The 25,183-nt window shown below is 29.6% G+C and carries 22 protein-coding genes; 13 read left to right on the forward strand and 9 right to left on the reverse strand.

Features of this window, described 5'->3' with window-relative positions; translation table 4 throughout:
* Window positions 1-789: 789 nt before the first annotated feature.
* A complete protein-coding gene (locus tag VY93_RS03805; RefSeq protein WP_052717777.1) occupies window positions 790-1,083 on the reverse strand; it encodes a hypothetical protein in 294 nt (97 codons plus the stop codon).
* A 517-nt stretch (window positions 1,084-1,600) separates the two neighbouring features.
* Here VY93_RS03805 and VY93_RS00730 point away from each other — a divergent pair.
* Genes VY93_RS00730 through VY93_RS00755 form a run of 6 tightly spaced genes read left to right on the forward strand, consistent with a single transcriptional unit; the run spans window position 1,601 to window position 8,642 of the window.
* Window positions 1,601-2,944, forward strand: coding sequence for a BMP family ABC transporter substrate-binding protein (locus tag VY93_RS00730; RefSeq protein ID WP_026365170.1), 1,344 nt, complete (start codon window positions 1,601-1,603; stop codon window positions 2,942-2,944).
* A 60-nt stretch (window positions 2,945-3,004) separates the two neighbouring features.
* Window positions 3,005-4,816, forward strand: a complete 1,812-nt coding sequence (locus tag VY93_RS00735) for an ABC transporter ATP-binding protein (RefSeq protein ID WP_020002907.1) — start codon at window positions 3,005-3,007, stop codon at window positions 4,814-4,816.
* Window positions 4,800-6,410 carry an ABC transporter permease gene (locus VY93_RS00740; protein ID WP_020002908.1) on the forward strand — a complete coding sequence of 537 codons (1,611 nt, stop codon included), beginning with the start codon at window positions 4,800-4,802 and terminating at the stop codon, window positions 6,408-6,410. The genes VY93_RS00735 and VY93_RS00740 overlap by 17 nt, the downstream gene beginning before the upstream one ends.
* Window positions 6,410-7,363 (forward strand): ABC transporter permease, encoded by a 954-nt coding sequence (locus tag VY93_RS00745; RefSeq protein WP_020002909.1) that lies wholly within the window; start codon window positions 6,410-6,412, stop codon window positions 7,361-7,363. The genes VY93_RS00740 and VY93_RS00745 overlap by 1 nt, the downstream gene beginning before the upstream one ends.
* A 2-nt stretch (window positions 7,364-7,365) precedes the next feature.
* Window positions 7,366-8,019 (forward strand): deoxynucleoside kinase, encoded by a 654-nt coding sequence (locus tag VY93_RS00750; protein ID WP_011283303.1) that lies wholly within the window; start codon window positions 7,366-7,368, stop codon window positions 8,017-8,019.
* Entirely contained in the window at window positions 8,010-8,642 is a 633-nt protein-coding gene (locus VY93_RS00755; RefSeq protein WP_020002910.1) for a deoxynucleoside kinase, read from the forward strand. The genes VY93_RS00750 and VY93_RS00755 overlap by 10 nt, the downstream gene beginning before the upstream one ends.
* A gap of 32 nt (window positions 8,643-8,674) precedes the next feature.
* Here VY93_RS00755 and der read toward each other — a convergent pair whose 3' ends face one another.
* The 3 genes from der to VY93_RS00770 are packed head-to-tail and all read right to left on the reverse strand — an operon-like array spanning window position 8,675 to window position 11,093.
* Entirely contained in the window at window positions 8,675-9,982 is a 1,308-nt protein-coding gene (gene der / locus VY93_RS00760; RefSeq protein WP_020002911.1) for a ribosome biogenesis GTPase Der, read from the reverse strand.
* 5 nt (window positions 9,983-9,987) lie between these two features.
* Window positions 9,988-10,644, reverse strand: a complete 657-nt coding sequence (cmk, locus tag VY93_RS00765; protein ID WP_020002912.1) for a (d)CMP kinase — start codon at window positions 10,642-10,644, stop codon at window positions 9,988-9,990.
* 2 nt (window positions 10,645-10,646) lie between these two features.
* Complete coding sequence (locus VY93_RS00770; RefSeq protein WP_020002913.1) at window positions 10,647-11,093, reverse strand: hypothetical protein; 447 nt, start codon at window positions 11,091-11,093, stop codon at window positions 10,647-10,649.
* A gap of 57 nt (window positions 11,094-11,150) precedes the next feature.
* On the opposite strand from VY93_RS00770, the gene ftsY reads away from it, so the two are divergent.
* A complete protein-coding gene (gene ftsY / locus VY93_RS00775; protein ID WP_026365171.1) occupies window positions 11,151-12,203 on the forward strand; it encodes a signal recognition particle-docking protein FtsY in 1,053 nt (350 codons plus the stop codon).
* Window positions 12,196-12,429, forward strand: a complete 234-nt coding sequence (locus VY93_RS00780; protein WP_011283309.1) for a sigma factor-like helix-turn-helix DNA-binding protein — start codon at window positions 12,196-12,198, stop codon at window positions 12,427-12,429. Before ftsY ends, VY93_RS00780 begins: the two co-directional genes overlap by 8 nt.
* Window positions 12,430-12,469: 40 nt before the next feature.
* Here VY93_RS00780 and VY93_RS00785 read toward each other — a convergent pair whose 3' ends face one another.
* Both VY93_RS00785 and VY93_RS00790 read right to left on the reverse strand, forming a co-directional pair.
* The gene (locus VY93_RS00785) at window positions 12,470-15,076 is read right to left on the reverse strand and encodes a PTS transporter subunit IIABC (protein WP_020002915.1); all 2,607 of its coding nucleotides are present in this window, start codon (window positions 15,074-15,076) and stop codon (window positions 12,470-12,472) included.
* Between the two features lie 124 nt (window positions 15,077-15,200).
* Window positions 15,201-15,572, reverse strand: coding sequence for a hypothetical protein (locus tag VY93_RS00790; protein ID WP_020002916.1), 372 nt, complete (start codon window positions 15,570-15,572; stop codon window positions 15,201-15,203).
* 57 nt (window positions 15,573-15,629) lie between these two features.
* Between VY93_RS00790 and VY93_RS00795 the strand changes: the two genes are divergently transcribed.
* The 4 genes from VY93_RS00795 (at window position 15,630) to rsmG (ending at window position 18,968) form a co-directional block, all read left to right on the forward strand.
* Window positions 15,630-16,175, forward strand: coding sequence for an inorganic diphosphatase (locus VY93_RS00795; RefSeq protein ID WP_020002917.1), 546 nt, complete (start codon window positions 15,630-15,632; stop codon window positions 16,173-16,175).
* Window positions 16,176-16,177: 2 nt separating this feature from the next.
* A complete protein-coding gene (locus VY93_RS00800) occupies window positions 16,178-17,248 on the forward strand; it encodes a M24 family metallopeptidase (RefSeq protein ID WP_020002918.1) in 1,071 nt (356 codons plus the stop codon).
* Between the two features lie 63 nt (window positions 17,249-17,311).
* Window positions 17,312-18,307, forward strand: coding sequence for a ribose-phosphate pyrophosphokinase (locus VY93_RS00805; protein WP_026365172.1), 996 nt, complete (start codon window positions 17,312-17,314; stop codon window positions 18,305-18,307).
* Window positions 18,291-18,968, forward strand: coding sequence for a 16S rRNA (guanine(527)-N(7))-methyltransferase RsmG (rsmG, locus tag VY93_RS00810; protein ID WP_020002920.1), 678 nt, complete (start codon window positions 18,291-18,293; stop codon window positions 18,966-18,968). The genes VY93_RS00805 and rsmG overlap by 17 nt, the downstream gene beginning before the upstream one ends.
* A gap of 16 nt (window positions 18,969-18,984) precedes the next feature.
* Here the strand turns inward: rsmG and VY93_RS00815 are convergent, their stop codons facing one another.
* The 3 genes from VY93_RS00815 to VY93_RS00825 form a co-directional block, all read right to left on the reverse strand.
* Window positions 18,985-20,364: a dihydrolipoyl dehydrogenase family protein gene (locus VY93_RS00815; protein WP_020002921.1), complete on the reverse strand. Its 1,380-nt coding sequence runs from the start codon at window positions 20,362-20,364 to the stop codon at window positions 18,985-18,987.
* Between the two features lie 129 nt (window positions 20,365-20,493).
* A complete protein-coding gene (locus VY93_RS00820) occupies window positions 20,494-21,909 on the reverse strand; it encodes a M17 family metallopeptidase (RefSeq protein ID WP_020002922.1) in 1,416 nt (471 codons plus the stop codon).
* 68 nt (window positions 21,910-21,977) lie between these two features.
* Window positions 21,978-23,360 (reverse strand): M17 family metallopeptidase, encoded by a 1,383-nt coding sequence (locus tag VY93_RS00825; RefSeq protein WP_020002923.1) that lies wholly within the window; start codon window positions 23,358-23,360, stop codon window positions 21,978-21,980.
* A gap of 357 nt (window positions 23,361-23,717) precedes the next feature.
* On the opposite strand from VY93_RS00825, the gene VY93_RS00830 reads away from it, so the two are divergent.
* Entirely contained in the window at window positions 23,718-25,181 is a 1,464-nt protein-coding gene (locus VY93_RS00830; protein WP_020002924.1) for an MSC_0624 family F1-like ATPase-associated membrane protein, read from the forward strand.
* Window positions 25,182-25,183: the final 2 nt, after the last annotated feature.

The following is a 25,183-nucleotide window of genomic DNA, read 5'->3' on the forward strand; positions in this document are numbered from 1 at the left end:
TAAAATCAGTTTTTAATTATTCAACATTAAGATTAAAACGCATATTTTAAAACGCATTTGTAAATTTTTAATAATTAATTTAATTAAATAATGAATACATATTAATGCATTCATTATTCCCATATTGAAAGTGCAAGTTACCACTTACAATTTAATAAAATTACCGATTTTAAAAATCGGCTTTTTTTTATTAGTTATTATTTTTTCTTTTTTAAGTATTTGTGAATTTTGTTTCTTGGTACAAATCCTTTAGCTCTGGTATATAGTGCATATCTTTAGGAATTAATTTCATAAATATTTGTTTCAAATATATTCATGAAACATTTCGTTTGGATGCTTTTAATTTTTTAGAAATTTTCTTCAAGTTAGATTTAATATGTTTTAAACTTTTCAAATTTCAAGGTTATCAATTTTTTCAAAGTTAGTGCTTTTTTTGAAATATCTTCGAATGTATTCATTGATATTTTAGGTAGTTCTTTTGATGTGAAGCATAAAAATGAGCTTTATAAATATAAATTTTTAATCTATATCCTATATAAAAAATTAAGTTAAATTCTCAGCCTTGATCTATGGTAATGGATTTGACATTAAATTCAATAGCCTTTAACTAAATTCCAAAGTTCTAGATTAATGTTTCACGGATTTTAGTCATTATTTTTTTAATTAAAACAAATCTGGTGAGTCTTTTTTGGAAAAGCAGTAAATGAGCCTTAGCTTCTCTTTTGCCTTTGATTAAATTTGCTTCCCAGTGGCCAATTTTTTTCTTAATCAGATTTTAAAAGACCTAACTTAGCGTTTTCAAGCAAGGCTCTCTTGGAGAGATTTTTGCCTTTTGCCGCCAAATACATAATTGCTTCTAAGTAAATTTTTGCGATTTATTTTTCAATTTTTTGAATTAATTCAATTGTAAATCGTTTTAATTGAAAGACATTTAATGCTATAGTTACGCTTGATAAATTCCACAGTGCTTTCAACTGGAATTTCTTTGCCGTTATAAATTTTTAAGAATTTTTCTTTAAATTCTTTAAATTTATAAATTTCAGATTTAAGTTTAAAGTGGTTTTTAGCGAATTCTAATGTCATGATTTTCTAGCAAGCTTTGCATCATATCCATATTCACTTAAGTTTTTTCTAATTTCTTTAATCAATGAAGAATGACAAATTTCGAGATCTTTAGCCATTTTTCTAAGAGAATAATTAAAGTTTTGTAACAAGAATTCAATTTTTCGCGAATATCGTAAGAAATTCGTCTATAATTTTTAATGGTTATATATAAATGCTCTCTTGAGAGCATTTTTTTCTTTAGTTGTGAGTTTTTAATAAAAAAACTCCCAAAAAAATTTTAATATTTTTTTGAGAGTGGTAACTTGGAAGTTACAATGTGAGATGAAAATATTGATCTAACATTTAAACTTTTAAATTAAATTTTAGATTTAATATTTTCTTTTTTTACTTTTAAAAAAAATGTAATTTTATTATTAAAATACAAAAACTTTTTTGTTTTTATATATATAATAATTACAAAGAAATTTTTGAATTTGTGTTTGCATTTTTAAAAATTTTTTTGTAAATTAAAGGGATTTTAAACATTTAAACATATATGAAAAAGAAATTTATTTTACCAATAATAATGACACCTATTGCAGCTACTGCAATTATAGCAACAGCTTGTGGAGATCAAAGCGAAGCACAAAAACCTTCTGGGTGAATTCCAAAAGAAGAAAGAGTTGCTCAAATTAAAACAGTTGATTTAACAAGCGTAAAAGAAGAAGCTAGAAGTCAAAAATACGTTTTAATTACCGATAAAGGTGATGTTCATGATAAATCATTTAACCAATCATCATGAGAGGCTTTAAACCAGCTTTATGATCAAACTGGTGCTGAAGTAAACTTCATTCAACCTAGCACTGAAAACTATACACAAGCTTATAATCAAGCTTTATCGCAAGGATATACAGTTTGAATTCTTTCAGGATTTACTCATTCTGCTTCATTAAAAAGTTTTATTGAACAAAACTATCAAACTCTTGTAGATAGAAAAATTCAAATAATTGGAGTTGACTTTAGTTTAACAGGGGCAAACGCTCTTTCAAAACAATATCCATACTTCTTTGGTCTTTTATTTAAATTTGATCAATCAGCTTGAATAGTAGGTTATGCTACAGCTAAATATTTAGCATATAAATATCCAAATGATGCAGATAAAAGAATCGTAGCTTCATTTGCAGGTGGAGATAACGTTGGAACAACAAGATTCAACACCGGATTTGCTAAAGGAGTTTTAGCATATAATCAAGATCCAAAAAATACTGTTAAAGTAAAACACCAATTCCCAGTCCCTCTTGATTCAGGATATGAAACTAATGAAAAAATGCAAACAGTTATTACTTCTGTATTAAGTGGACAAGACGGAAAAACACCTACCGTTGTTCTGCCAGTTGCAGGCCCTGCAACCGGTGAAGTTTTAAACGCATATGCAAGAAGTCAAGCTAATGCAGATAAACTTGTAATAGGAGTTGACGTTGATCAATCGCTTTCATATCCAGATAAAGCAGGAAAATTCTTAACATCAATTACAAAAAATATTGCCCAAGCAGAATACGATATTATGACAGAAATTCTTCTTTCAGCTAAAAACTCAAGAGAAAATAAATTTCTTGTAGGTCATGATAAATCAAAAACATTCACCCTTGAAGGAACATTTGCTCAAGGATGAGCCGGATTTACAAAAAGCCATTTAACAAATGCTGCTGATAGAGCAAAAATGGATCAATTCTTAACTGATGCCGAGAATTTATTTAAATCTAAGTCTCAAGCATTTGTTGATTATATTTCAGATGACTCAAAAGCTACCGAAGGTGGTCAGCAAAGTTATACAACAGTAACAGATTTACTAAAAGCTGTTACAGATTTAATTAACCAAACAAATACAACACAACAATAGAAAACACTAAATAAAAATCAATTTAAAAATTGATTTTTATTTAGTTTAAATTAAGAAAATATGAAAAAAGAATACGCAATTGAATTTGAAAATATTTCAAAATCTTTTGGCAACATTAAAGCTAATTCAGATATTAGTTTTAAAATTCAAAAAGGTTCAATTCATGCAATAATTGGAGAAAACGGTGCCGGAAAGTCAACTTTAATGTCGATTTTATTTGGACTATATTCTCCAGATAGTGGAGTTATTAAAATAAATGGTAAAAAAACATTTATTTCAAATCCTAATGAAGCTACATTTTTAGGAATTGGAATGGTGCATCAACACTTTAAATTAGTTGATGTATATACCAATTTAGAAAATATTATTTTAGGTGATGAATTTACCAAGAAAAATACTAACTTATTAAATTTAACTCCATCAAGACAAAAAATCAAAGCACTTCAAGAAACATTTTTAATTAATTTTGATTTAAATAAAAAAACCGGAAACGAAAGTGTTTCTGTTAGGCAAAAAATTGAAATTATGAAAATGCTTTATCGTGATTCTGATATTTTAATCTTTGACGAGCCAACTGCGGTTTTAACCCAAGAAGAAATTCAAGGACTACTTAAAACCTTTGAAATTTTTAAAAAACAAGGTAAAACAATTATTTTCATTAGCCATAAGCTTCATGAAATAAAACAAATCGCAGATAACGCTACCGTTTTACGTCAGGGAAAAGTGTCAGCTGAATTTAAAGTCTCTAGTGCTAGCGTTAAAGATATGGCTGCCGCAATGGTCGGAAGCGAAACACTAACAATAGATAATCCCGATAAAGGAAAAATTTTAGGCAAAGATTTAATTTTTGAAATCAAAAATTTAAATCTTAATGGAACTAAAAAGCTAGAAGATATCAACTTAAAAATTCATTCAGGTGAAATAATGGCCATTGCCGGAGTTGAAGGAAATGGTCAAGAAGAACTTGAAAAAGTAATTTCAAGAATGAAAAAAGAAACCTCTGGTGAAATAAAACTCAAAAGCACCAAGTTAGTTAAAGAAAAAATAAAAGACTTCTTTAAATATAAAAAGTTTCAAATTTATCTAAAAAGCGCTTTTAGTTTAGTATTTTTAATTCTTTTTATAATGCAAATTTCACTATGAGCATCATCAAAGGCAAAAGAGCTAGCTAATTTATACTTAGCGCTTGGAATTTTATTTTTAGGATTATTTTTATTTGTAGCCTACTATTTATCTATAGAAATTTATAGCTATTTTAAAATAAAAAATAAATACCAAAAAAATGCTCAAGAGTTTATCAATGTAAACCAATTAAATACTTTTGAGTTTTCTCAAATTGGTTTTAGCTATGTATCTAGCGATAGACACAAACACGGACTAGTTTTAGATTTTTCGCTTAGAAATAACACCTTCATAAGAAGAACTTGAGATAAGCTGTTTAATTTTTTTGGAGTTTTTAAAACCAAAAATATAGCTACTCAAACCAGCGAAATTATTTCCAATTATGACGTAAGAGGAGCCAATGAAGGTAGATCTATTTCTAGATCACTTTCAGGTGGAAACCAGCAGAAATTTATAATCGGTCGTGAAATGTCATCTAGCTATAAATTTATTTTAATAATGAATCCAACTAGAGGTCTTGACGTTGGTGCTATTAATAATATCCACCAAAAAATATTGCAAGCTAAAAAAGATAAAAAAGCAATTTTATTAATTTCATACGAGCTTGATGAGATTCTAACCTTAGCCGATACTATAGCAGTTATTAGTAACGGAAAAATAGTTGCCGTAAAATCATCAAATGAATTAACAAAAAATCAAATAGGTCAATACATGGCCCATTCAGGAAGTGATCATGCAAATAAAAAATAAAAAGCAAAACTTTCAAAATGCAACTAGAAACTTAATGAAGTTTCTAGCATTTGATGAACAAAAATCAACTAGAAGAAAAGTTTATTCGTCACTATATGCCATAATTTTTGGTCTTCTTATTACTTCAATAATTTTTTATATTAGAGGAGTTAGTCAATTTAGTAGAGAAAGTTCAAGAATTAATTTATTTTCTTTAATTAGCTTTATTTTTAAAAACGGATTTAGTTCTTCTAATACTTATTTATTTTTAAACTACTTTATCGTTTTTGGCTTTAGCGGACTTGGAGTTGCCTTTGCCTTTAAAAGCGGCCTTTTTAACATAGGAGCATCAGGGCAGATGCTGCTTCCGGCGGTTATTTTTTATAGCATGCTAATTCTAGCGCGCTTTAGAGCTGGAGAAGAAATTAGCTTTACGATATTAGCTCTTGGATTTTTAATCTTTGTAATAGGAGGATTTTTTCTTGGGGCTTTAGTTGGAATTCTAAAATCATTTTTTAGAATTCACGAAGTTATAACTACAATATTTTTTAACTGAATTGTAATTTATATAGCGCAGTGAATGTTTAACAGCGGTCATGATTCAATTCTTTTAGGAAGCGGAGTTTCAACTGAATTTAGAGATAAATTTATTTCAAATTTTAGCTTTGGTACTGCCATATATTCAATTAAATTAAGTCTAACACATAACTTTATTATTTTTGGTGTTGCCTTATTTATCCTGCTAGCTATTGGAACTTGATTTGTGCTTAGCAAAACCATGCTAGGATATAAAATCAAAGTTTTAGGATTAAATAAAACCAATGCTAAATATATTGGACTTAATGAAAAATTTTTAAGCATTTTAGTTTTTGGATTTTCAGGATCTCTTTGTGCTATTGGTGGATTCTTTTATATAGTAATAAATCAAAATTCAATTAATAGTTTATCTAATGGGCCTATTGCTATTGCCTTTGAATCAATAGCAATTGCCCTTCTAGCATTAAACGCACCTCTTGGAGTTATATTTACTAGCTTATTTTATTCAATGCTTTATACCTCAGCGCCTGTGCTTCAGCTGCAAAATGGAATCCAAAAAGTTAATGTTGAATTTCAAACACTTATAACTGGGTTAGTATTGTTTATGAGTGCGCTTTCGGTGATGTTTTATAAATTCAAGCCATTCGAATGAATTTATAAACAAATGCATTTATTATTTAACAAAAAATACTGACAAAGCTATATTAAATATAAACAAGATAAAGTGCATAATTCGCTTTATTACCAGAGACAAATTTATCGTCATTATTTAGAACATCTAAAAATCAAAAAGCAAATTTCAAAAGAAAAAAAACAACTTGAAAATGCTTTATTTGATAAAGTGCTTTCTACTAAAAATCAAAACTCAAAAGAAATTTTAGAGACATACGCTGATATTTTCAAAGAGCGTTTTGAATTTAACTTAAAAGTAAAAGCGCTAGGCTTTGATAACCTTCAAAACTTTAAGCAGAGCCATAAGCTTAAAAAAGTAAATCTTAAAAATCAATATCACTTTGATAAAAATCAGCTCTATCAAGCTGCACATAAAAAACTTAAACTGAAAGGAATTTTTAGCTAATGAATACAATCGCATTTGTCATTATTAACGTTGGTGTTTTTATCTTTTGTATTCTATTGCTAGGATCAATTTCAGGAATATTTTCAGAAAAAGCTGGAATTATAAATATCGCCATAAACGGAATGATAGTTTTTGGTGCGCTGGTATATACCGTAATTAATTATTTAATTCGTGTCTTTGGTAATAGCAACGAAATAAGCATGTATTATCAATTGCTACTAGTGCCGCTCTGTGGAATTATCACGGCACTATTTGCCTTAGTTTTTGGTTATGCAACTATAAGACTTAAATCAAATCAAACCATTACTGGTTATGCGGTTAACATTTTAGTTTTTGGAATTACTGCTATTGCGTTTTTAATCATTAAACAAAGAAGTGGTAATATAAGTTTTGCAACTAAAGAATTAGCACTAGAAAGCGATATTACATCGTCACTGAAAAACTTAGTATCGCTAAAAGTATTTTTAACTTTATTAATAGTAGTGCTTTCTTTTATAGCGCTTAAGTATACTAGATGAGGCCTTAGATTTAAAGCTATCGGAGAAAATCCGCAAGCCGCTGACGTTGCTGGAATTAATATTTATAAATATAAATGACACGCAGTATTTATCTCAGGGCTAATAGCTGGCATAGCTGGAACATTTTTCGGACAAATTCGTCTTGGGCAACTTCAACAAAGCTATGACATTCAAGGACTTGGTTATTTAGCGCTAGCAATAATGATAACCAGTCAATGAAAAATATCAATTTCAGTATTAATTTCGTTAATGTTTTCTATTGTTTATTCATTTTCATTTTATGGAGTTCAATACTTTCCGGCAAGCTATAAAAACTACTCAGAGTTATTTAACATTCTTCCATTTATAACAACACTTATTGTCATGATTGCATTTTCTAAGAAAACAAACGCTCCTGCAGCGCTTGGAGTTATCTACGATAAGTCAAAAAGGTAATCATGATAGTTGCAGTTTCAGGAATGATTTCTTCAGGGAAATCTACTTTAGTTAAGAAATTAAATAGTCACTACGAAAATAATTCGCTTTATTTAGACGAATATAAAAAAGATGATGAAATTTTTTCTACAATGCTTCGTTGATTTTTAGAAAAAAGAGAAAATATAAATTTAAGTTTTGATTTATATGTTTTAAATCATCACATTGAATCTTTAAAAGAAATCTATGAGGAATTTAATGAAAAATTCACTAAAGATGATTATTTATTTTTAGATAGATTTCCAGCAGAGCATGCCATTTTTAACAAAATGGATTTAGTTACTAATTTAAATCATAAGCTTGCCTACGATAAAGCTTTAGATAATCTTTTAGTTAATCAAATAAAGCCTGACTTAGTTTTATATTTAGATATTGACTTTAAAACTTTTCAAAATAGATTAACTCAAAGATCGCGTTCAGAAGAAGTAGATAACTTTGAAAATAATATTGATTATTGAAAAAATTTGCATATGTTTTATAAACAATATTTTTTAGAGTTATGCAAAAAATATCAAATCAAATACCAAATAATAGATACTAATAATTTAGATGAAGGTCAAGTTTTAACTAAAGCCATTTCTTTAATTGAAACCTTTAAAAACACAAAATGAAAATAGCAATCTCAGGAATGGTCGCATCAGGAAAAAGCACTTTAACTAAAAAACTTCACACCGAATATTTTAAAAACAGTTTCATGCTTAAAGAATATGAAGAAGATGATGAAGTTTTTGAAAAACTTTTAAAGTGAAAACTTGAAAAAAAGCCAAATGTAGTTCTACCCTTTGAAGTTTATATAATGGATAATCACATTGAAAAAATGAAAAAGCTATATAAAGAGTATTTAGCTAAGGATAACTATTATATTTTTTCAGATAGATTTTCTATTGAACATCAAATTTTTGCAATTACAGCTTTTGAAAAAGAACCTCACAAACACAAAACATATCTAGATGTAGTTAATTCAATTATTGTTCCCGAAGTTTTACCTGACTATATATTTTATCTTGACGTAACTTATGAAACATTTGAAAAACGTTTCTTAAAAAGACAATATAAATCCGAAATGGATACATATCATAAAAACAAAGAAGCTTTTAAAAAACTTCACACCATCTACAAAGAAAACTTTATCAATCTTTGCAAAGAATTCAACTTAAAATATCACATAGTTGATGTTAATAATTTAGATGAAAATAAGGTTGCACAAAAAGTTGCAAGCTTAATTCAAAACTTAAAATAAAACAAAAAAACTGGCATAAATCTGTTAGTTTTTTATTGCATTGTTTGTGATTTGTTTTTAAGGTTGATTACAATCGGGCAGCCTCTAAAATCAAAGTTTTCTCTAATTTGTTTTTCTAAAAAACGCATATAAGAAAAATGCGCATATTTTTTGTTATTAACAAAAAATGTAAAAGTAGGAATTTTAGATTTTTCTTTTCTAGCGTAGTAGATATGAAGCCTTCCACCTTTATTTGAAATAGCTGGTTGAATTAATTGAGCTTCTAAAATTAAATTAGCTAGCAAGTTTGGCTTAATTTCGCGATTTAAATTTTCTCTAACTTGAAGAATAGTATCGATTAATTTATCAATTCTAGATCCTGATTTAGCCGAAATAAATACCACTGGCATTCAAGAAGAAAACTTCATTTTTTCACGAAGCTTTTTCTCGTATTGCATCATTGTATTTTGATTTTTTTCAACTAAATCCCATTTGTTAATTACGATAACTATTGGTTTGTTATGTTCTAAAGCATAACCGATTATTCTTGAGTCAAAATGTGAAAGCTCATCGATAGTAGCATCGATAACTACCAATGTTAAATCGCTTTCTACTAAAGAACTCATTGCCCGCATAAGAGCGTAGTGATCTACGCTCTCTACCAGCTTACTTTTACGCATAATTCCAGCGGTATCAATAATTTCAAAGTTTTGATCTTTTATTTTTAGAAAGCTTTTAACAGAGTCTCTAGTTGTTCCTGGAATTTCAGAAACTATAGATCTATATTCATTTGTTAATTTATTTAATAATGAAGACTTACCGGCATTAGGCTTACCGATAATTGAAAGCTTGAAATTATTCTCTAGATTTTTTTCTTCAAAAAATAAATGTTTGCAAGCTTCATCTAGCGCTTCTCCTAGCCCTTCACCGTGAAGCGCTGAAATTGGGAAAATATCAACTCCTAGTTTATATCAAGAATAGTCAAAATCTTTATTACCTTCTAGCTTGTTGGCTAAAGCTAAAACTGTTTTGTTGGCTTTTCTTAAAATATTCATGATAAATAAATCATCATTTGATATTTCACTATGTCCATCGAAAACAAAAAATATAACGTCAGCTTCTTCGATTGCAATTTTGGCTTGAATTTGAATTTGCTCTTGGAAAGGAGCATTTTTAATTTCGATTCCTCCAGTATCTATGATTTTAATTTCTTTATTAAGTCAAGAAATAACTTCATAGAGCCTATCTCTTGTTACTCCTGGAGTATCGTCTACTATTGAAATTTTTCTACCATTTAAACGATTAAATAATGTAGATTTTCCTACATTTGGTCTTCCAATAATTGCAATAGTATTTTTCATAATTATTATTTGATAAGTGAAATTATTTTATTAACAACTTCATCGATTTTCATATTTGTACAATCAATTAGAATTGAGTCTTCTGTTTTATGAAGTGGATCATGCTCGCGATTCATATCTTGATGATCTCTTTTTTTAATTTCATATAAAACTTCATCGTAGTTTGAATTATATCCTAGCTGATGGTTTTGATCTACTCTTCTTTGAGCTCTTTCTTCAGCGGTAGCTCATAGAAAAATTTTAACGTCAGCGTGAGGCATTACTTTAAAGGTTGTATCTCTACCATCGATTATAAAACCTTTTTTGCCTTTAGTCATTTTTTGAATATATGAAGTTACAAATTCTCTAACTTCGGGAATTTTAGAAACTACAGGAGTTGAAATTGAAATTTGTTCGGAACGAAGAATTAAAGTTATATTTTCGCCTTTATAAAATAGCTCTTCATTTTTTGATAAACTAAATTCAAGGAAATCTAAAGATGAAATAACATCTTTTTCGTTATTGATATCTATATCGTTTTTAATAACGTGGTAAGCTATAGTTCTGTAAATGCTTCCGCTATTTATAAATGTGTAGTTTAGTTTTTTGGCAATTAATTTTGATACGGTAGATTTACCTACGCCACTAGGTCCATCGATTGCAATGTTAACTTTTAATTCCATAATTAAATTCTAATTTTTTCAGTGATAATTTCGATTGTCTCTTCTAAAGAGCTTGAATTTTCTTCTAAAGTTAGCGCCTGGATTTCCATGATATGTTCGTCATTAAGATTTAAATTAAAATCAAATTCATTTCAAAAATTTAAATTATTTTTGGCAATATTTAACTTTGACTGTCTTACTTGATTGTTAAACTCTATTAAATCACTGGAAAAAGCAAAATTACTTGCAGAGTCATTTTGAAAACTAAAATCCATGTCTGAAAATTTAAATTCATCATTTAAAAATTCTGGATTTTGAAATTTAAGATATCTTAATTCGTTTTTTAAGGTGGCAAATTCTTCAAAAAATTCACCAGTTTTTTGATTTAAATTATTTAATGATTCAAAAAGTGCTAACTTTGTAAGGTTTTTTAGTAAATATGTTTTATTACTATGCTTAAAATTAGACATAACGATATTATTTAATAAATTTTACATTATTTTCAATTATTAAACTAAAATATGAATATGGCTTTTTTTAAGAAAATAATAAACAAACTATTTCATAGCAACAAAGAAAATGAAATTGATGAAAAAAAGAAAAAACTAAAAGAAAAACATCTTAATTTAGTTTTAAAAAGCGAAAAATTTCAAAAATATGAAAAAGGACTCTCACAAGCATCAGATTTTGGTAAGCAGCTACTTGAGCTTCAAAATAAACATCTAGAGCTTGATGAAGAGTATTTTGAAAACTTAGAAGAAATTCTAATAATGTCAGATATTAACGTTTCTTTAGTTGATGTCATAATTGAGCAAATCAAAAAAGAAATTAGAATTAATAAAATTACCGACATTAAATTAATTGGTGAAATAATAGCTGATAAGATTTTTGAAATTTATACCAATAATTCAATAATAGACACTTCCTTAGATTATAAAAATAACCAGACAAATGTATTTTTTATAGTAGGAGTTAATGGTAGTGGAAAAACTACATCGATCGCTAAGCTAGCAAATTATTATAAAAGCTTAGATAAAAAGGTTTTAATAGCAGCAGCTGATACCTTCCGTGCAGGAGCGGTAGAACAGCTTAGAATTTGAAGTGAAAAAATCGGATGCGACATTGTAATGCCAAAAAAAGCTAATGCAGATCCATCTTCAGTAATTTATGAAGCTGCAAAAAAAGCTAAAGATGAAGCTTATGATTTGCTGATTATAGATACCGCTGGTAGGCTTCAAAATAAAGTTAATTTAATGAATGAACTTAAGAAAATGTATGAAGTTTTAAAAAGATTTCTGCCAGAAGCTCCTAATGAATCACTGTTAGTGCTCGATGCTACTAACGGGCAAAGCGGGATAATGCAAGCTAAGGTTTTTAAAGAAGTTGTTAATTTAAGCGGAATAATTCTTACTAAAATGGATGGAACTTCTAAAGGTGGAATAGTTTTAAGCATTAAAGATGAGCTAGATTTAAATGTAAAGCTAGTAGGTCTTGGTGAAAAACTTGATGATTTGCAAGAATTTGATTTAGAGCTTTTTATTTATCAAATGACAAAATCTCTATTGCAGGAAAATGTCTAAAAAAAACTTTGAAGATTTAAATTTATATTTAATGCTCTTTGATAAATATTCATTTTTATTAACCCAAAATCAAAAGCAAATTTTTCAGCTTTATTTTCATGAAGATTTATCATATTCAGAAATAGCCAAAATTCTAGTAACCTCAAGAACCAATGTCTATGACTCGATAAATAAAACGCTAAAAAAACTTATTAAACTTGAAGAAAAATTTAAAAAAGAATACTAAAAAATGCCTTTTGGCATTTTTTAGTATTTTACTTTGGAAATTATCTAACTAATCCAACTCTGATTCCTAATTTAGGAACTTCGTTAGTATCTAGTGTAACTGAGAAGTTTTTGTATTTTGATTCTGGTAAAACAAGAGTAATAACATCTGATTTTACTTTGTGTCTTTTTAGGAATGGTAAATCAACTTTAGCTAGTTGGTCTCCAGCTTTAACTTTTTGACCTAATTTAACAAATGATTCAAATCCTTGTCCATTTAGATTAACGGTATCAATTCCAATGTGAACAAGTAATTTAACACCTTCTTTGGTTTCGATTCCGTAAGCATGTTTTGTTGGGAAAACTAGTGTTACAACACCATCAACTGGTGAGTAAACGTTTCCAACTTTTTCAGAAACAAATCTAACAACGAATCCATCTCCCATGGTTTTGTTTGAAAACACACCATCGTTTAGATATTCTAAAGGTTTTAAATCACCTCTAGCAGGAGTGTATAAAGATACTGGTTTTGTTAATTGTTCTACTGTTGTTTTTCTAACTGGAGTTTCTTTTTTAACAACTTCTTTTTCAACTACTGGCGCTTGATTTAATTTCTTCACAGAAGAAGCTTTTTCTTCTGCTTCTTTAGCTGCAATTAAATCTCTTTGTGATTTAATTTTTGAATTTAATTGTTCTGCAACTGGCCCGAAAATTCCTTGCGCGTGGTTAGACGCTTCAAATTTCACGGCAACGGCTCCAGCAGCTTTTAGAGCTTCTGGATTAACTTTTCTAACATCTTTAACATCGTAACGAAGTCTTGATGCACAGTTGTTGTAAGCAGTAATGTTTTCAGTTCCACCGTAAGCTTGCACTACAGCGTAAGCTTGAGTATCAACTGTTTTTGCAGATGCCATACCTTCAGCTGAATGTTTAGCATCTTTTTTAGCTTCATAGTCTTTTCTGGTAAATAATTTAGTGTTTCCACCTCTTCCAGGTGTTTCTAAGTTTTTGTATTTAATTCAGAAGTAGAATACGAAGAAGTAAACTGGCATGTATGCTGCCCCTGTAAGTAATGGGAATCAGAATTGTGTTCCTTTTTGGAATGGAATAACCCCATAAATTACAAAGTCAAGAATTCCACCTGAAAAGGCCATTGGTATATGAACGTTTAATAGGTTTGCAAACATGAATGAGAATGCAGCCATAATTGAGTGGAATCCTCAGAATAATAATGGTGATAAGAATAGGAATGTAAATTCAATTGGTTCTGTAACACCTGTTATAAGTGAGGTGAACGCAGCAGGAACAACTGTTCCGGCAGCAACTTTTCTATTTTCCTTAGGTGCTGCAAATATCATAGCAGCAGCAGCAGCAGGAAGAGCTAGCATCATAACACCGAATTTACCGTCTAGGTATTGTCCGATTTTAATGTTAAGTGCGTATTGTACAAATGCAAATAATGGAACATTTGAGTATAGGTAGTATTTTTTTCCAGCAACAGTTACTAGTTGGCTTGTAGTTTTACCAACTCATGAAAGTGTTGTAGGAATTGTAGATGATGGGTTTTTAAGTGCTACTAATTCAGTTGGTGAAAATAGCGCTACTGTATTTCCATATCCTAGTAATTTAAGTGATATTGTTGAATCACCTTGGAAACCGTTAGGTTCTTTAGCTACATCTTGGAATAACTTAACGAAGTTTGCATATCCTTCAGAAACTCCAGCAGCAGCTGCAGCTGCTGCAGAATCTTTTGCTCCTTCAAATGATAAATCAACAAGTGATAAATCAAGAGGAAGACTATTTGTTGAAACAAAAGCTTGTAAAGCAGCGTTTAAATCCCCTCCTGCAGGTGTATATCAAACAGGTGCATAGAAAACATGGTGTAATCCAAATGGGATTAATGATCTTTCTATGTATCCGAAGATAAGTGAGTTAACACCAACTGGTGTTTTATTTAATGCTTCACCTAAGAAGTTAAGTGCAATTCCCACTCATGGTCAAAATAGCAAGAATACAAATGCTAATACAGCCATAGCTGGAATTGTAACTAGTGAAACGAATCTTTTTCCACCAAAGAATGAAATTACTCTAGGTAATTGGATAGTGTGGAATTTGTTGTATAGATATTGAACAACAAGTCCTACAACTATTCCTCCAAACACTGATGTTTGTAATGAACGAATACCAAGAGTTGATCCAACTAATTGTTTAAGAGATTTGGCAGATCTTCCACCTTGTTCAAATAAAACAACGTATCCGTCAATAACTTCTTTACCGTCTACAGTCGATGTTACAGGTGTAATAAATACTCCCTGAACCGCTGAGAAGACTAGGTAACCTATAATGGCAGCAAAAACCGCAACTCCGGCTTCGTCTGTAAATGCGATAACAAACGCAGCAGCAAAAAGTAATGGTAGTGCACCGAAAACAGGATCACCTAAAATTTTAAGCAATTCACCGATTTTTTGAACAGCTGCAACTCCGGCTGCTTTTTCAGCAACAGTAGCTCCAACCCCTAAAAATAATCCGGCAATCGCCATAACAGAAATAGGCAACATGAAAGCACCAGATAATTTAGATAAGATCTTACGTGCATTTCCTGAGCCGCTGTTATCTGAATTTTTCTCTTTTTTTGATCTAAAAAAAGAGCCTAATTTCGCGAAACTCATTAATAAAGATTATTGAACCTTTCTATTATAATCTAAAAGAATCTGAACAAACTATTCGCATTTCTTTCAAAAAGCAAATAATCTAATTCTAATTATTATTATATAATAAATTTTTATTTTAATGTTATCTTGATATTAATGTAGAACCAACTAAAATAGAAATTGCTATTACTATAAAAACTATAAATAAAATAATAGGGGCAGAATATTTTGCTCTCTCTCAAGAAGGCAGAAACATTTTAGTGTCTTCATATTTCATGTGAGTTTTTCTTGGATTATTTTGATAGAAATCTCTAAGCTGTTTTTCTTTAAATTGCTTTACTTTTTTCTTTTGTCTAAAGTGAAGTGGAATCATTAGCGCGGCAAGTAAAAAAAAGCCAACTACTAATACAATAGCTACGTCTTTAGAAAGGCCTCCACCTACACTAGTAGTGGTAGGTCCGGGAACTAAGGAGCTAACTGAATTTGCAAGGCTTATCATTAATTTAGAATTCATATTATTTTATTTTACATTATCTAAAAAAAATTATTAGATTTTGGTATATTTTCATATATGAAATTAAAAGTAGTAATTGAAATTCCAAAAGGCTCAAATGTTAAATACGAATTTAACCGTAAAACTAACATGCTAGAAGTCGATAGAATTCTAAGAGAAGATTTTTTATATCCATGTAATTATGGATTTGTGCCAAGCACTTTAGACTGAGATGGAGACGAGCTTGACGTGCTAGTTTATTCACCTGAAAAGTTTTTACCTAACTCAGCTCTTAACGTTAGAGTAATAGGAGCTATGAAAATGGTTGACGATGGCGAAACTGATACTAAACTAGTAGCAGTTCACGCTGATGATTTTAGGCTAGAGCACATCAAAGAATTAAAAGATCTTCCGCTTTCTTTTTTAGTAAATTTAGAAGCGTTTTTTGCAAACTATAAAAACTTCAAAAGAGTAGGCATTACTAAAGTTGAAGGCTTTGAATCTAAAGAATGAGCTTTAGAGGAGCTTAAAGAATGCTATGAATTATTTGAAAAATATTCAAGTCTTCATAAAGATGACTTTATAAAAAAAATGAAAGAAAAACATCCAGAGAAATATAGTTAATTATGGACAAAACAAGATTATTAAAATTATTAGATTTACATAAAGCTGATGCGCTAGTTTCAGAAGCGCCTCAAACTAGATTATGATACGCAAAAGTAGAAACCTCAGATGGTTATATAGTAGTTGAAAAAGATAAAGCTACTTTATTTGTAGATAATAGATATATTGAATACGCAAAAAAAACTGCTAAAAACGTTGAAGTAAAACTTCTTGCCGGAGATAATCTAAAAAATTTTTTTAAAGAAAAGAGATTTAAAAAAGTTCTGCTAGAAGAAAATTATCTAACCAAGCAACTTACAAAACATTTACTTTCTTTAATGGATTTAAAAGAAGAAAATGTAGCTTGAGTTCATGGTCAAGAATTAAGAGTTGTTAAATCTAAAGAAGAAATAGAAACCCTGCAAGAAGTTGTTGATTTATCACTAAAATCTTACGATCAATTAATGGCGTGATTAAGATTTAAACTTGATAAAAAAGAAAAAGTAACCGAAAAGCATGCTGCTGCTAAGCTTGCATATTTTATGCAAATAAATGGTTGTTCTAAAGAAGGTTTTAATTCTATTGTAGCTACCGGAAAAAATGCCGCTGAGCCTCACCACCATCCAACCGATGATGTAATAGAGGACAATGAAATTTTAAAGGTAGACTTTGGTGGGCTATATAAAGGATTTTGTGCCGATATTACTAGAACTAGCTTTTTAGGTGATAGAGCCAAAGCTAAAGATCCTAAAGTTTTAGAAGTGCTTCAAATTGTAGAAGAAGCTGCCAAAGCTGGAAGAGACGCAGTGAGGCCAGGAGTGTTAGCCAGCGATATTGATTTAGTATGTAGAAACTACATTAAAGCTAAAGGATATGAAAACTACTTTTTACATTCAACCGGACACGGATTAGGAATTGACGTGCACGAACTTCCTGTGGTTTCATTTAGAGGTGAAACAGTACTAGAACCTGATATGGTTATAACTGTTGAACCTGGAATTTATCTAGAAGGTTTAACCGGAGCTAGAATTGAAGATGATGTTTTAGTTACCGAAACTGGTAGAAGAGTTTTATCTAGAAAAGACGAAAATTAAACATTCTTTTTTGAATGTTTTTTTGTTTATTAAATTAAAATTTAAATACAGATTATGAATAAAATTGATAACAGTAACATTATTTTATTTGGAATGGATAACTGCAAAGTTTTAGCAGAAGAAATTTCAAAGATTTTAAACATCAAGCTAACTCCAATTGTTAAAACTACTTACCAAGATGGTGAGACTATGCTTGTTAGCGAAGATACAGTTAGAAACAGAGACGTTTATATTATTGCTTCCACTTCAAAAAATGTAAATCATAGTTACATGGAGCTATTTTTATTTTTAGACTCGCTAAAAAGAGCAAGCGCTAAAAATGTAACAGTAGCGCTTACTTATTATGGCTACGCTCGTCAGGATAGAAAAGTCAGTGGAAGGCAACCCATCGGAGCTAAGCTAATGGCTAATCTTCTTCAAAAAGCTGGAGCTGATAGAATAATTTCTATAGATTTACATAATCCATCTATTCAAGGATTTTTTGATATTCCAGTTGATGATTTAAAAGCGCAATATCCATTGGCTTTAGAGCTTAAAAAAACCTATAGCAATAACTTTACGATAGTCTCTCCTGATCATGGAGGAACTGTTAGAGCTAGAAAATTCGCCGAGCTTATTTCTGATAATTTAAAAATTTGCATCATCGATAAAAGAAGAACCGGAGCAAATCAAAGCGAAGTGATGGGAATTCTAGGTGAGATTAAAAATCAAAACGCAGTAATAGTAGATGATATTATCGATACCGGTGGAACTATTTTAAAGGCTGCTAAAGCTTTAAAAAATGAAGGTGCTAAAGACGTTATTTTAGTAGCTAGCCATGGGCTATTTACAAAAGGTTTTGAAATCTTTGAAAATGATGAAAACATCAAAGAAGTTTTAATTACAAATTCAGTTGATAATTATGAAAATCTTTCTAAATTTAAAAAGCTAAAAATAGTTTCTCTAGCTAGCTTTTTATCAGAAGTAATTTCAGCATCGGTAGTAGGCGAGAGCATTTCTGAAATATATAAAAAATGAAAAGAAGCAATAACTTTATTTAATAATGGAATTCAAAAATAAAGTTATTGCTTATTGTAAAGAACGTAATGCTAACTTTTTAGATTTTGAAAAATACGTTTCTTTAATAGAAGAGCATAATAAAAATATAAACCTAACAGGATTTAGTGGTGAGTCTTTATGAGAAGAAGGAATTTTAAATTCGCTTTTACATATGAATTCTTCTACAAAAGATAAAAGCGAAATTAAAATTTTAGATATCGGTTCTGGCGTTGGCTTTCCTGCAATTCCTTATGCTTTATTAAGAGAAAATAATTCAATTGATATCTTTGAACCAATTCAAAAAAGAGTAGATTTTTTAAACTTAGTAAAACAAGAATTAACTTTAGATAAAGTTAATATCTATAAACAAAGAGCTGAAGAATTTAGCCAAAAAAATATTTATGATGTAGTTGTAGCTAGAGCAGTTGGTAGCGTTAAAACCATGTTAATGGCAGCATTTCACTTAGTGGCTTTAAAAGGTGAAATGGTACTAATTAAAGGTCCTAAATACAAACAAGAAATTTTAGAGGCTCAAGAAATTTTATCTAAACTAAAAGTTGAAGTTATAGTTGATAAGTTTATCCTAAACGCTAAAGAAAATTTTTTAGTTAGAATCAAAAAATTAAGAAGCTGCCCCAAAGAGTTTCCCTACTCATGAAAAGACATCAAAAAACAATCCTAAGTTGGATTGTTTTTTGCTATAAATCGTTAAGCATTTCAGTGTAGACTGGATGTGAATAAATGTAATCCTTAATTTCTTCAAAAGTCATTTTGTTTTGAATCATTAAAGAAAACACGTTAACTATTTCGTGTGCTACATAGCTAAAAAGCGACACGCCAATTAATTGGTTTTGCTTGTTGAAGATTAATTTGTTAAAACCTTCAAGCTCATTAATTACGTGAGCTTTTGGAATAGAGCTTGTTAATATAGTTTTAGCGTAGCAGCCTTGCAAGTTTAACTCTTTAGCTTGTTTTAAATTTAGTCCTACTCTAGCAAAGCTAGGACGGATAAATACATTAGTAGGAACTAGTGGTCTATTATCCAGATTTCTATTTTTTTTAGTTTTTAGAAGTTGGTCAGATACTATCCGATAATCATCAAGTGAAATATATGTAAACATAGGTCCGCCTTTAACATCTCCTATTGCATATATTCCTTTAACATTTGTTTGAAGATATTTATTAACTTCAATAGCTTTATTATCTAATACTTTAATTTTAGTATTTTCAAGTCCTAAATTTAAAGTATTAGGAATTCTACCAGCGCTAATTAATACCGCATCAAATTTCTCTTTGTATTTTTTAGTTTTATTGCTCAGTGATACTTGAACTTGAGATTTTAAATCTTTAAATTTTTCACAAGTGGTATTGAATTCAAATTTAATACCTTGTTTTTTGAGAGTATCTAATATAAATTTACTATCTTCTTTATCTTCATTTGGCATGAAGTCACTATTATATTGAGCTACTGTTACTTGGGTTCCGAAGTTTGCAAAGTATGATGCAAATTCTAGACCTATAAAACCAGCACCTACTACAAGTAGTTTTTTAGGCAGCGTTCTTAGATTTAAAATGTCATTACTATATTTAACAAATCTAGATTTTGCTGCACCTTCGATATTTAGTTTTCTGCTTACTGATCCAGTTCCTATGATTATATTTTTAGCAGTAAGTTTTACTTTTTTCTTATTTGAATTTAAGTTAACTTCAACTTCATAGTCACTTAAAAATTTAGCGCTTCCCATATAAATATCTACGTTTTTATTTTTATTTAATAATTCAAAGTTTTTCTGGTTTAGCTTTTTAACAAATTCGAGTTTATGCTTTAGAGTTTTTACATAAGCTTTTTTACCAGTTTCGTAGCTGGTTTTGTATCCTAGTTTTGAGCTTTCGACAAAAACATGGCTATAGTGAGTATAGCTTTTAGTAGGAAGGCAGCCGACATTAATGCAGGTTCCTCCAACCATCTTTGGATCTTTTTCAATAATGGCTACTTTTTTATTAGATAGGCCGAGCTTATTAGCTAGAGTTTTTCCGCCTTTACCTCAGCCGATAATTATTACATCGTATTTTTTCATATTTACCTTATTTCATAAATTTCAAAAAATGCAAATTTTATGCTTATTTTTAACTAAATTATACATTTTTCAAATATTTGAAAATTAAAAATAAAAAAATAACCCAATAGCGAGTTATTTTAAAATTGATTATTTTTTCATTTCACGAATTGATTCGTTGATTGCAAGTTGAACTAAGGTTTTAACCATAACTCCAGTAGGATTTCCGCCTTGTTCTGCAGTTCCAGCGATATCAAAGTGAACGTATTTTCTATTTTCAGTGAATTCTTTTAAAAACATTGCAGCTGAGTTTGATCCACCCATTCCGGTAAGATCGGTATTTTTAAGATCAGCTACAAGAGATTTTTTAATTTCTTTTGAAAATTCATCATCAAGAGGCATTCTTCAAACTAATTCATCTTGAACTTTAGATGCCATTAAAACTGATTGTCAATCTTGATCTGATGTTGCTCAAACTCCAGTATAGGTAGTTCCAAGCGCAGATAGAATAGCTCCTGTTAGAGTTGCAACGTCGATAAGTCTTGTAGCGTTTAGTTTTCTAACGGCATAGGTTAGCCCATCAGCCATAACAAGTCTACCTTCAGCGTCGGTGTTATTTACTTCAACTGTTTTTCCGCTCATTGACTCTCAAACAGAATCAGGAAGAGAAGCGTCTCCGTTTACTCTGTTATCTGTTAGACATAGCACCGCTGATAGATTAACTCTAGGTTTGAATTCTGCAACTGCCATCATAGTTGAAGCTACAATTGCAGCTCCTGACATATCGAATTTCATTCCAAGCATTGAACGAGCTGGTTTAAGTGAATATCCTCCAGAGTCAAAGGTAATTCCTTTTCCGACCATAACGGTTTTTTCTTCTGATTCTTTGTTACCGTTATATTCAATTACAACCACTCTAGGCTCATACATACTTCCTCTATTAACTGAAAGAAGTAGCCCCATGTTTAAGTCTTCGATTTGTTCTTTATCTAAAACTTTAACTTCAAGATTTGCATATTCGCTTAATTCGTTTTCTACCTTTTTAGCTAAATATTCTGAGTTAGCAATATTAGGTGGAAGAATTTGAAGATTTCTTGCAAAATTAACAGCTTCTGAAAGCACTGTTTGTTTTCTATAGGTTAATTCTAATTCAGAAACTTCACCAGGGTTGTTTGAGACAAATAAAAGTGAAAGTGCTTTTTCTTCGTCACTGTTTTTTTGGTTAGTTTTAGCTGAATATAAATCAGCATTAGCGTAGTTATATGCATCTACAAAAGCTTTAACAACATGTCTTGGCTTAACTGCTTTTTTAGCAAATGAAGCAACATCAACTTGGTATGGGCGAGCTTGTGATGAAACAAATTGTTTTACAAATTTAACTAAAGTTTCATAAGTATATTTTTCTTCACTACCAAGATATGCTTTAGCGGTATTTTCGCTAAAGAATTCTGTTACTTGATTTTGTTTTTTAAGTAGCAGTTTGCATTCTTTGGTTTTTTCACTGTCAAAGACAGCTTTTAGTAGCATATCGCTATTTCTTTGATTGGTTACTTTATTTAATTTCATTATTTTCTTTCTGTAACTAATAATAGTAGTAGTTTAGTTAAATTTTACCTTTTTATTTAAATAAGCTCTTAAGATTTTAAATTTAATGCAAATTCAACTAAAGTTGGAATTAAAACTCCCTGCGCTACTTGATCTTTAGCAGCGGTATAGGCTATATCGCAGTGAATAAAATCCACGCCTTTGGTAAATTCTTTTAAAAACATAGCCGCTTGGTTATGATCGCATGGAACTTTTGATGAATAGTTTTTAAGATCGGCAACTTTTGAATTTTTATTTTCTTTATGATAGTCTTCATGAAGTGGCATTCTTCAGATTTTTTCAAAAGTAGTTAGCGAAGCTTCTTTTAGTTTTTCTCATTTTTCATCGCTAGTTGATCACACTCCTGAATAAGTTTCTCCGAGTGCAAATTTTAGGCTTCCAGTTAAGGTGGCGATATCTACTATAGTGGTTGCTTTTAAAACGCTAGCGCTATAAAATATTCCATCAGCTAAAACAAGCCTTCCTTCTGCATCGGTATCGACTACTTCAACTCATTTTTTAGACATTGACTGATATACGTTTTCAGGAAGCGAGGCATCTCCTGCACTTCTATTATCGGTAATGCACATAATAGCTGCTGCATTTACTTTTGCTTTAAGTTTAGCGAGCGCTTTTAAAGCAAAAGCGGCAACCACGGATCCTGACATATCGTATTTCATGCCTTCAGTGTGATATCCTTTAGTATTAACTCCACCGGTGTCAAAGGTAATTCCTTTTCCGACAAAGACAGTTTTTTGCTTACTTTCTGGATCACCGTTATATTCTAAAATCACAACTCTAGGTTCGTGAGTTGATCCTTTATTTACGCTAAGAAGCAAATTCATTCCAAGGTGTTCGATATTTGACTTAGTAAATACCGTAACTTGGATTTCTGGAATTTGTTTTAAATCTTTAGCCACGTAGTGAGCTAGCTGCTCTGAATTTAAAAAATTCTCAGGCATAGATTGTAAAAACCTTGCGCTTTTAACGCTATTGGAAATGGTTTTAATTTTTTTAACGTAATTATCAACATGCTTTTCGTCAAAGGTGTTAATAATTAAACTAATTTGAGGTTTGAATTTTTTTACTTCTTTTAAATCGTCGATTGACTTTTTAAATAATACGCTTGAATGAAAATCAAGACGCATTATTAAAATTCTTAAAGCGTCATAGATATCAAAATGACTAGTTAAAGATTCGGTATTAATTTGATAGTTTCTTTTAATGCTAGAGGCAAAGCTATCTATTACTTTAGTTAAACCATCGATATTGGCATGTTTTTCATCGATGTAAAGATAAGCGATTTTATTTTCTAAATCTTCTGTTAAATATCCGTTTTTTTTGATTATAAAATCTTTAATCTTTTTTGAATCATAAAAAACAAAATTTATAACAATATCGCTTTCGTTTTTTTGATTGTATTGTATTTTCATAAACTAAAATACATATTAAAAGTTAATTTTAAAACATCTAAAAACTTAAGAAAATTTTAATATGCATTTTTGCTTTCTTATTAAATTATTTTTGGGGTCTTTGTAAAGTCTTTAATATAAAAAAATTTTTTCTTATATTCCTCTTACTTTTTAATTATACGCCTATATAAATAAAAAATTTATTTTTTGAGTAATAAAAATTATGATATAATAAGTTCCTATAGGAACTTAAATCCTAGAAATGTAATTTTTTGTAATTTTTATTTACAAAAAAAAAAAAAAAACAATTTATAATTTAGGCAATTTAAAAAAAATTACTAATTTATTTAGCTTTTTAGACTAGAAAGGAGGCAGTAAATGAAAACAAAAATTCACTTTGTTTTAGAAAAATATCCGCTAAGTCAAATTTTTTCTTTAATTAGCTATTTTTTGATTTTTTCAGTTAGTTTAATTTTGCTTTTTATGTTTCCTACAATTTTTAAAGAAACAAATGCAACCGCTAAGCAAGATGCTGACTTTTCAATACTTTTTCTATACAACAACACTGAATTCCAAGGCCTTAATTTCTTACTTGTTTTTAATTACCTATATGCATTTTTTACGGTTTTAATGACCTACTTTTTTGCATATAGAAATTCAAATAAGTTTCTAGCACCTAGCTATAAATATATTCCATATTTCCTAGCTTATAACCTATACGCATTAATTGTTTTAATTATTGCTTTTGTAATTAAGGTTGATAGCCCTACAATGGTTTTTAAAAAATCATTTTCATTTATTGGACTTTTAATAATAAATCAGATCTTTGAGATTCATGATTTTAGGTTAAATAACTACACTAAAAAAGAACAAGCACTTTACGCTTTTAACAAAACACTAAAATACATAACATTTGTAGGGTTATATGCAATGTTTTTTATTTTTACACAAGAAACTACATACCAAAGCTTATTTGTTGAAAATAAACTTCAAAATTGAATGCTTGCCAATATTTTCAAAAATGAGCTAGCTTCAGTAATGCAACTAGCGGCAATTATTTTATTTGTAATAGTTACTGTATTATCTTCATTTTGAGCGTTTTTGGTTCGGCCAAATTCGCTTTCACAAAGTAAAATATTTTTAAAAAATGTAATTACAGTACTAATTGTTATATCGCTAGCAATTGCGCTATGATACTTGGTTTCAATTTTTCTAGTAGCAGATCCTAATTTTAAATTCGTTGAAATTGATCCTAGAAGTACCATGCCTGCATACGAAGTTAAATTTGTCGATTCATATTTAGTAAATCAACAAATCAACTATTACATCTTCCCAGCCTACATTGGGACATTTTTCCTACTTACTTTATTTGTTTTAGTGATATCTAACATTAAAAAGGTAGCTAGAGAAAATACTCGGCTAATTTTATATTCAAATGTTTTTGCTATCGCGCTAATATGCGCCGGGGCGGTAGGAACTAATTTATACGTTGAGCAAAAATTAACCACAACCGCAGTAACTATTGCAATGGTAGTATTTGTTTTAGCTATCGTGATAAATTGAATGTTTTTCACTAGAAAGCCAAACTTTAGCCAGCTGCTATATATCGCTGCAGTGCTATTTTTAGTTGGCTTTATCGCTGCGTATCAAATACTAAGCCTGAATTTATCAAGTATTGATAACTTCTCGCTAGCTACTATTGCATTTAGAATTAAAGTTCCTGAAATTGCCATGATTTTAGTTACTTTTATTTCGATTGTATTTATGATTTCAAAAATTGCATTTTGAGTATTTAATACCGTTAATATTTATCGTTACAGTAAGAAGTATTCACAATCATAAAG

The organism is Mycoplasmopsis synoviae ATCC 25204 (assembly GCF_000969765.1).
Lineage (GTDB): Bacteria > Bacillota_I > Bacilli_A > Mycoplasmatales > Metamycoplasmataceae > Mycoplasmopsis > Mycoplasmopsis synoviae.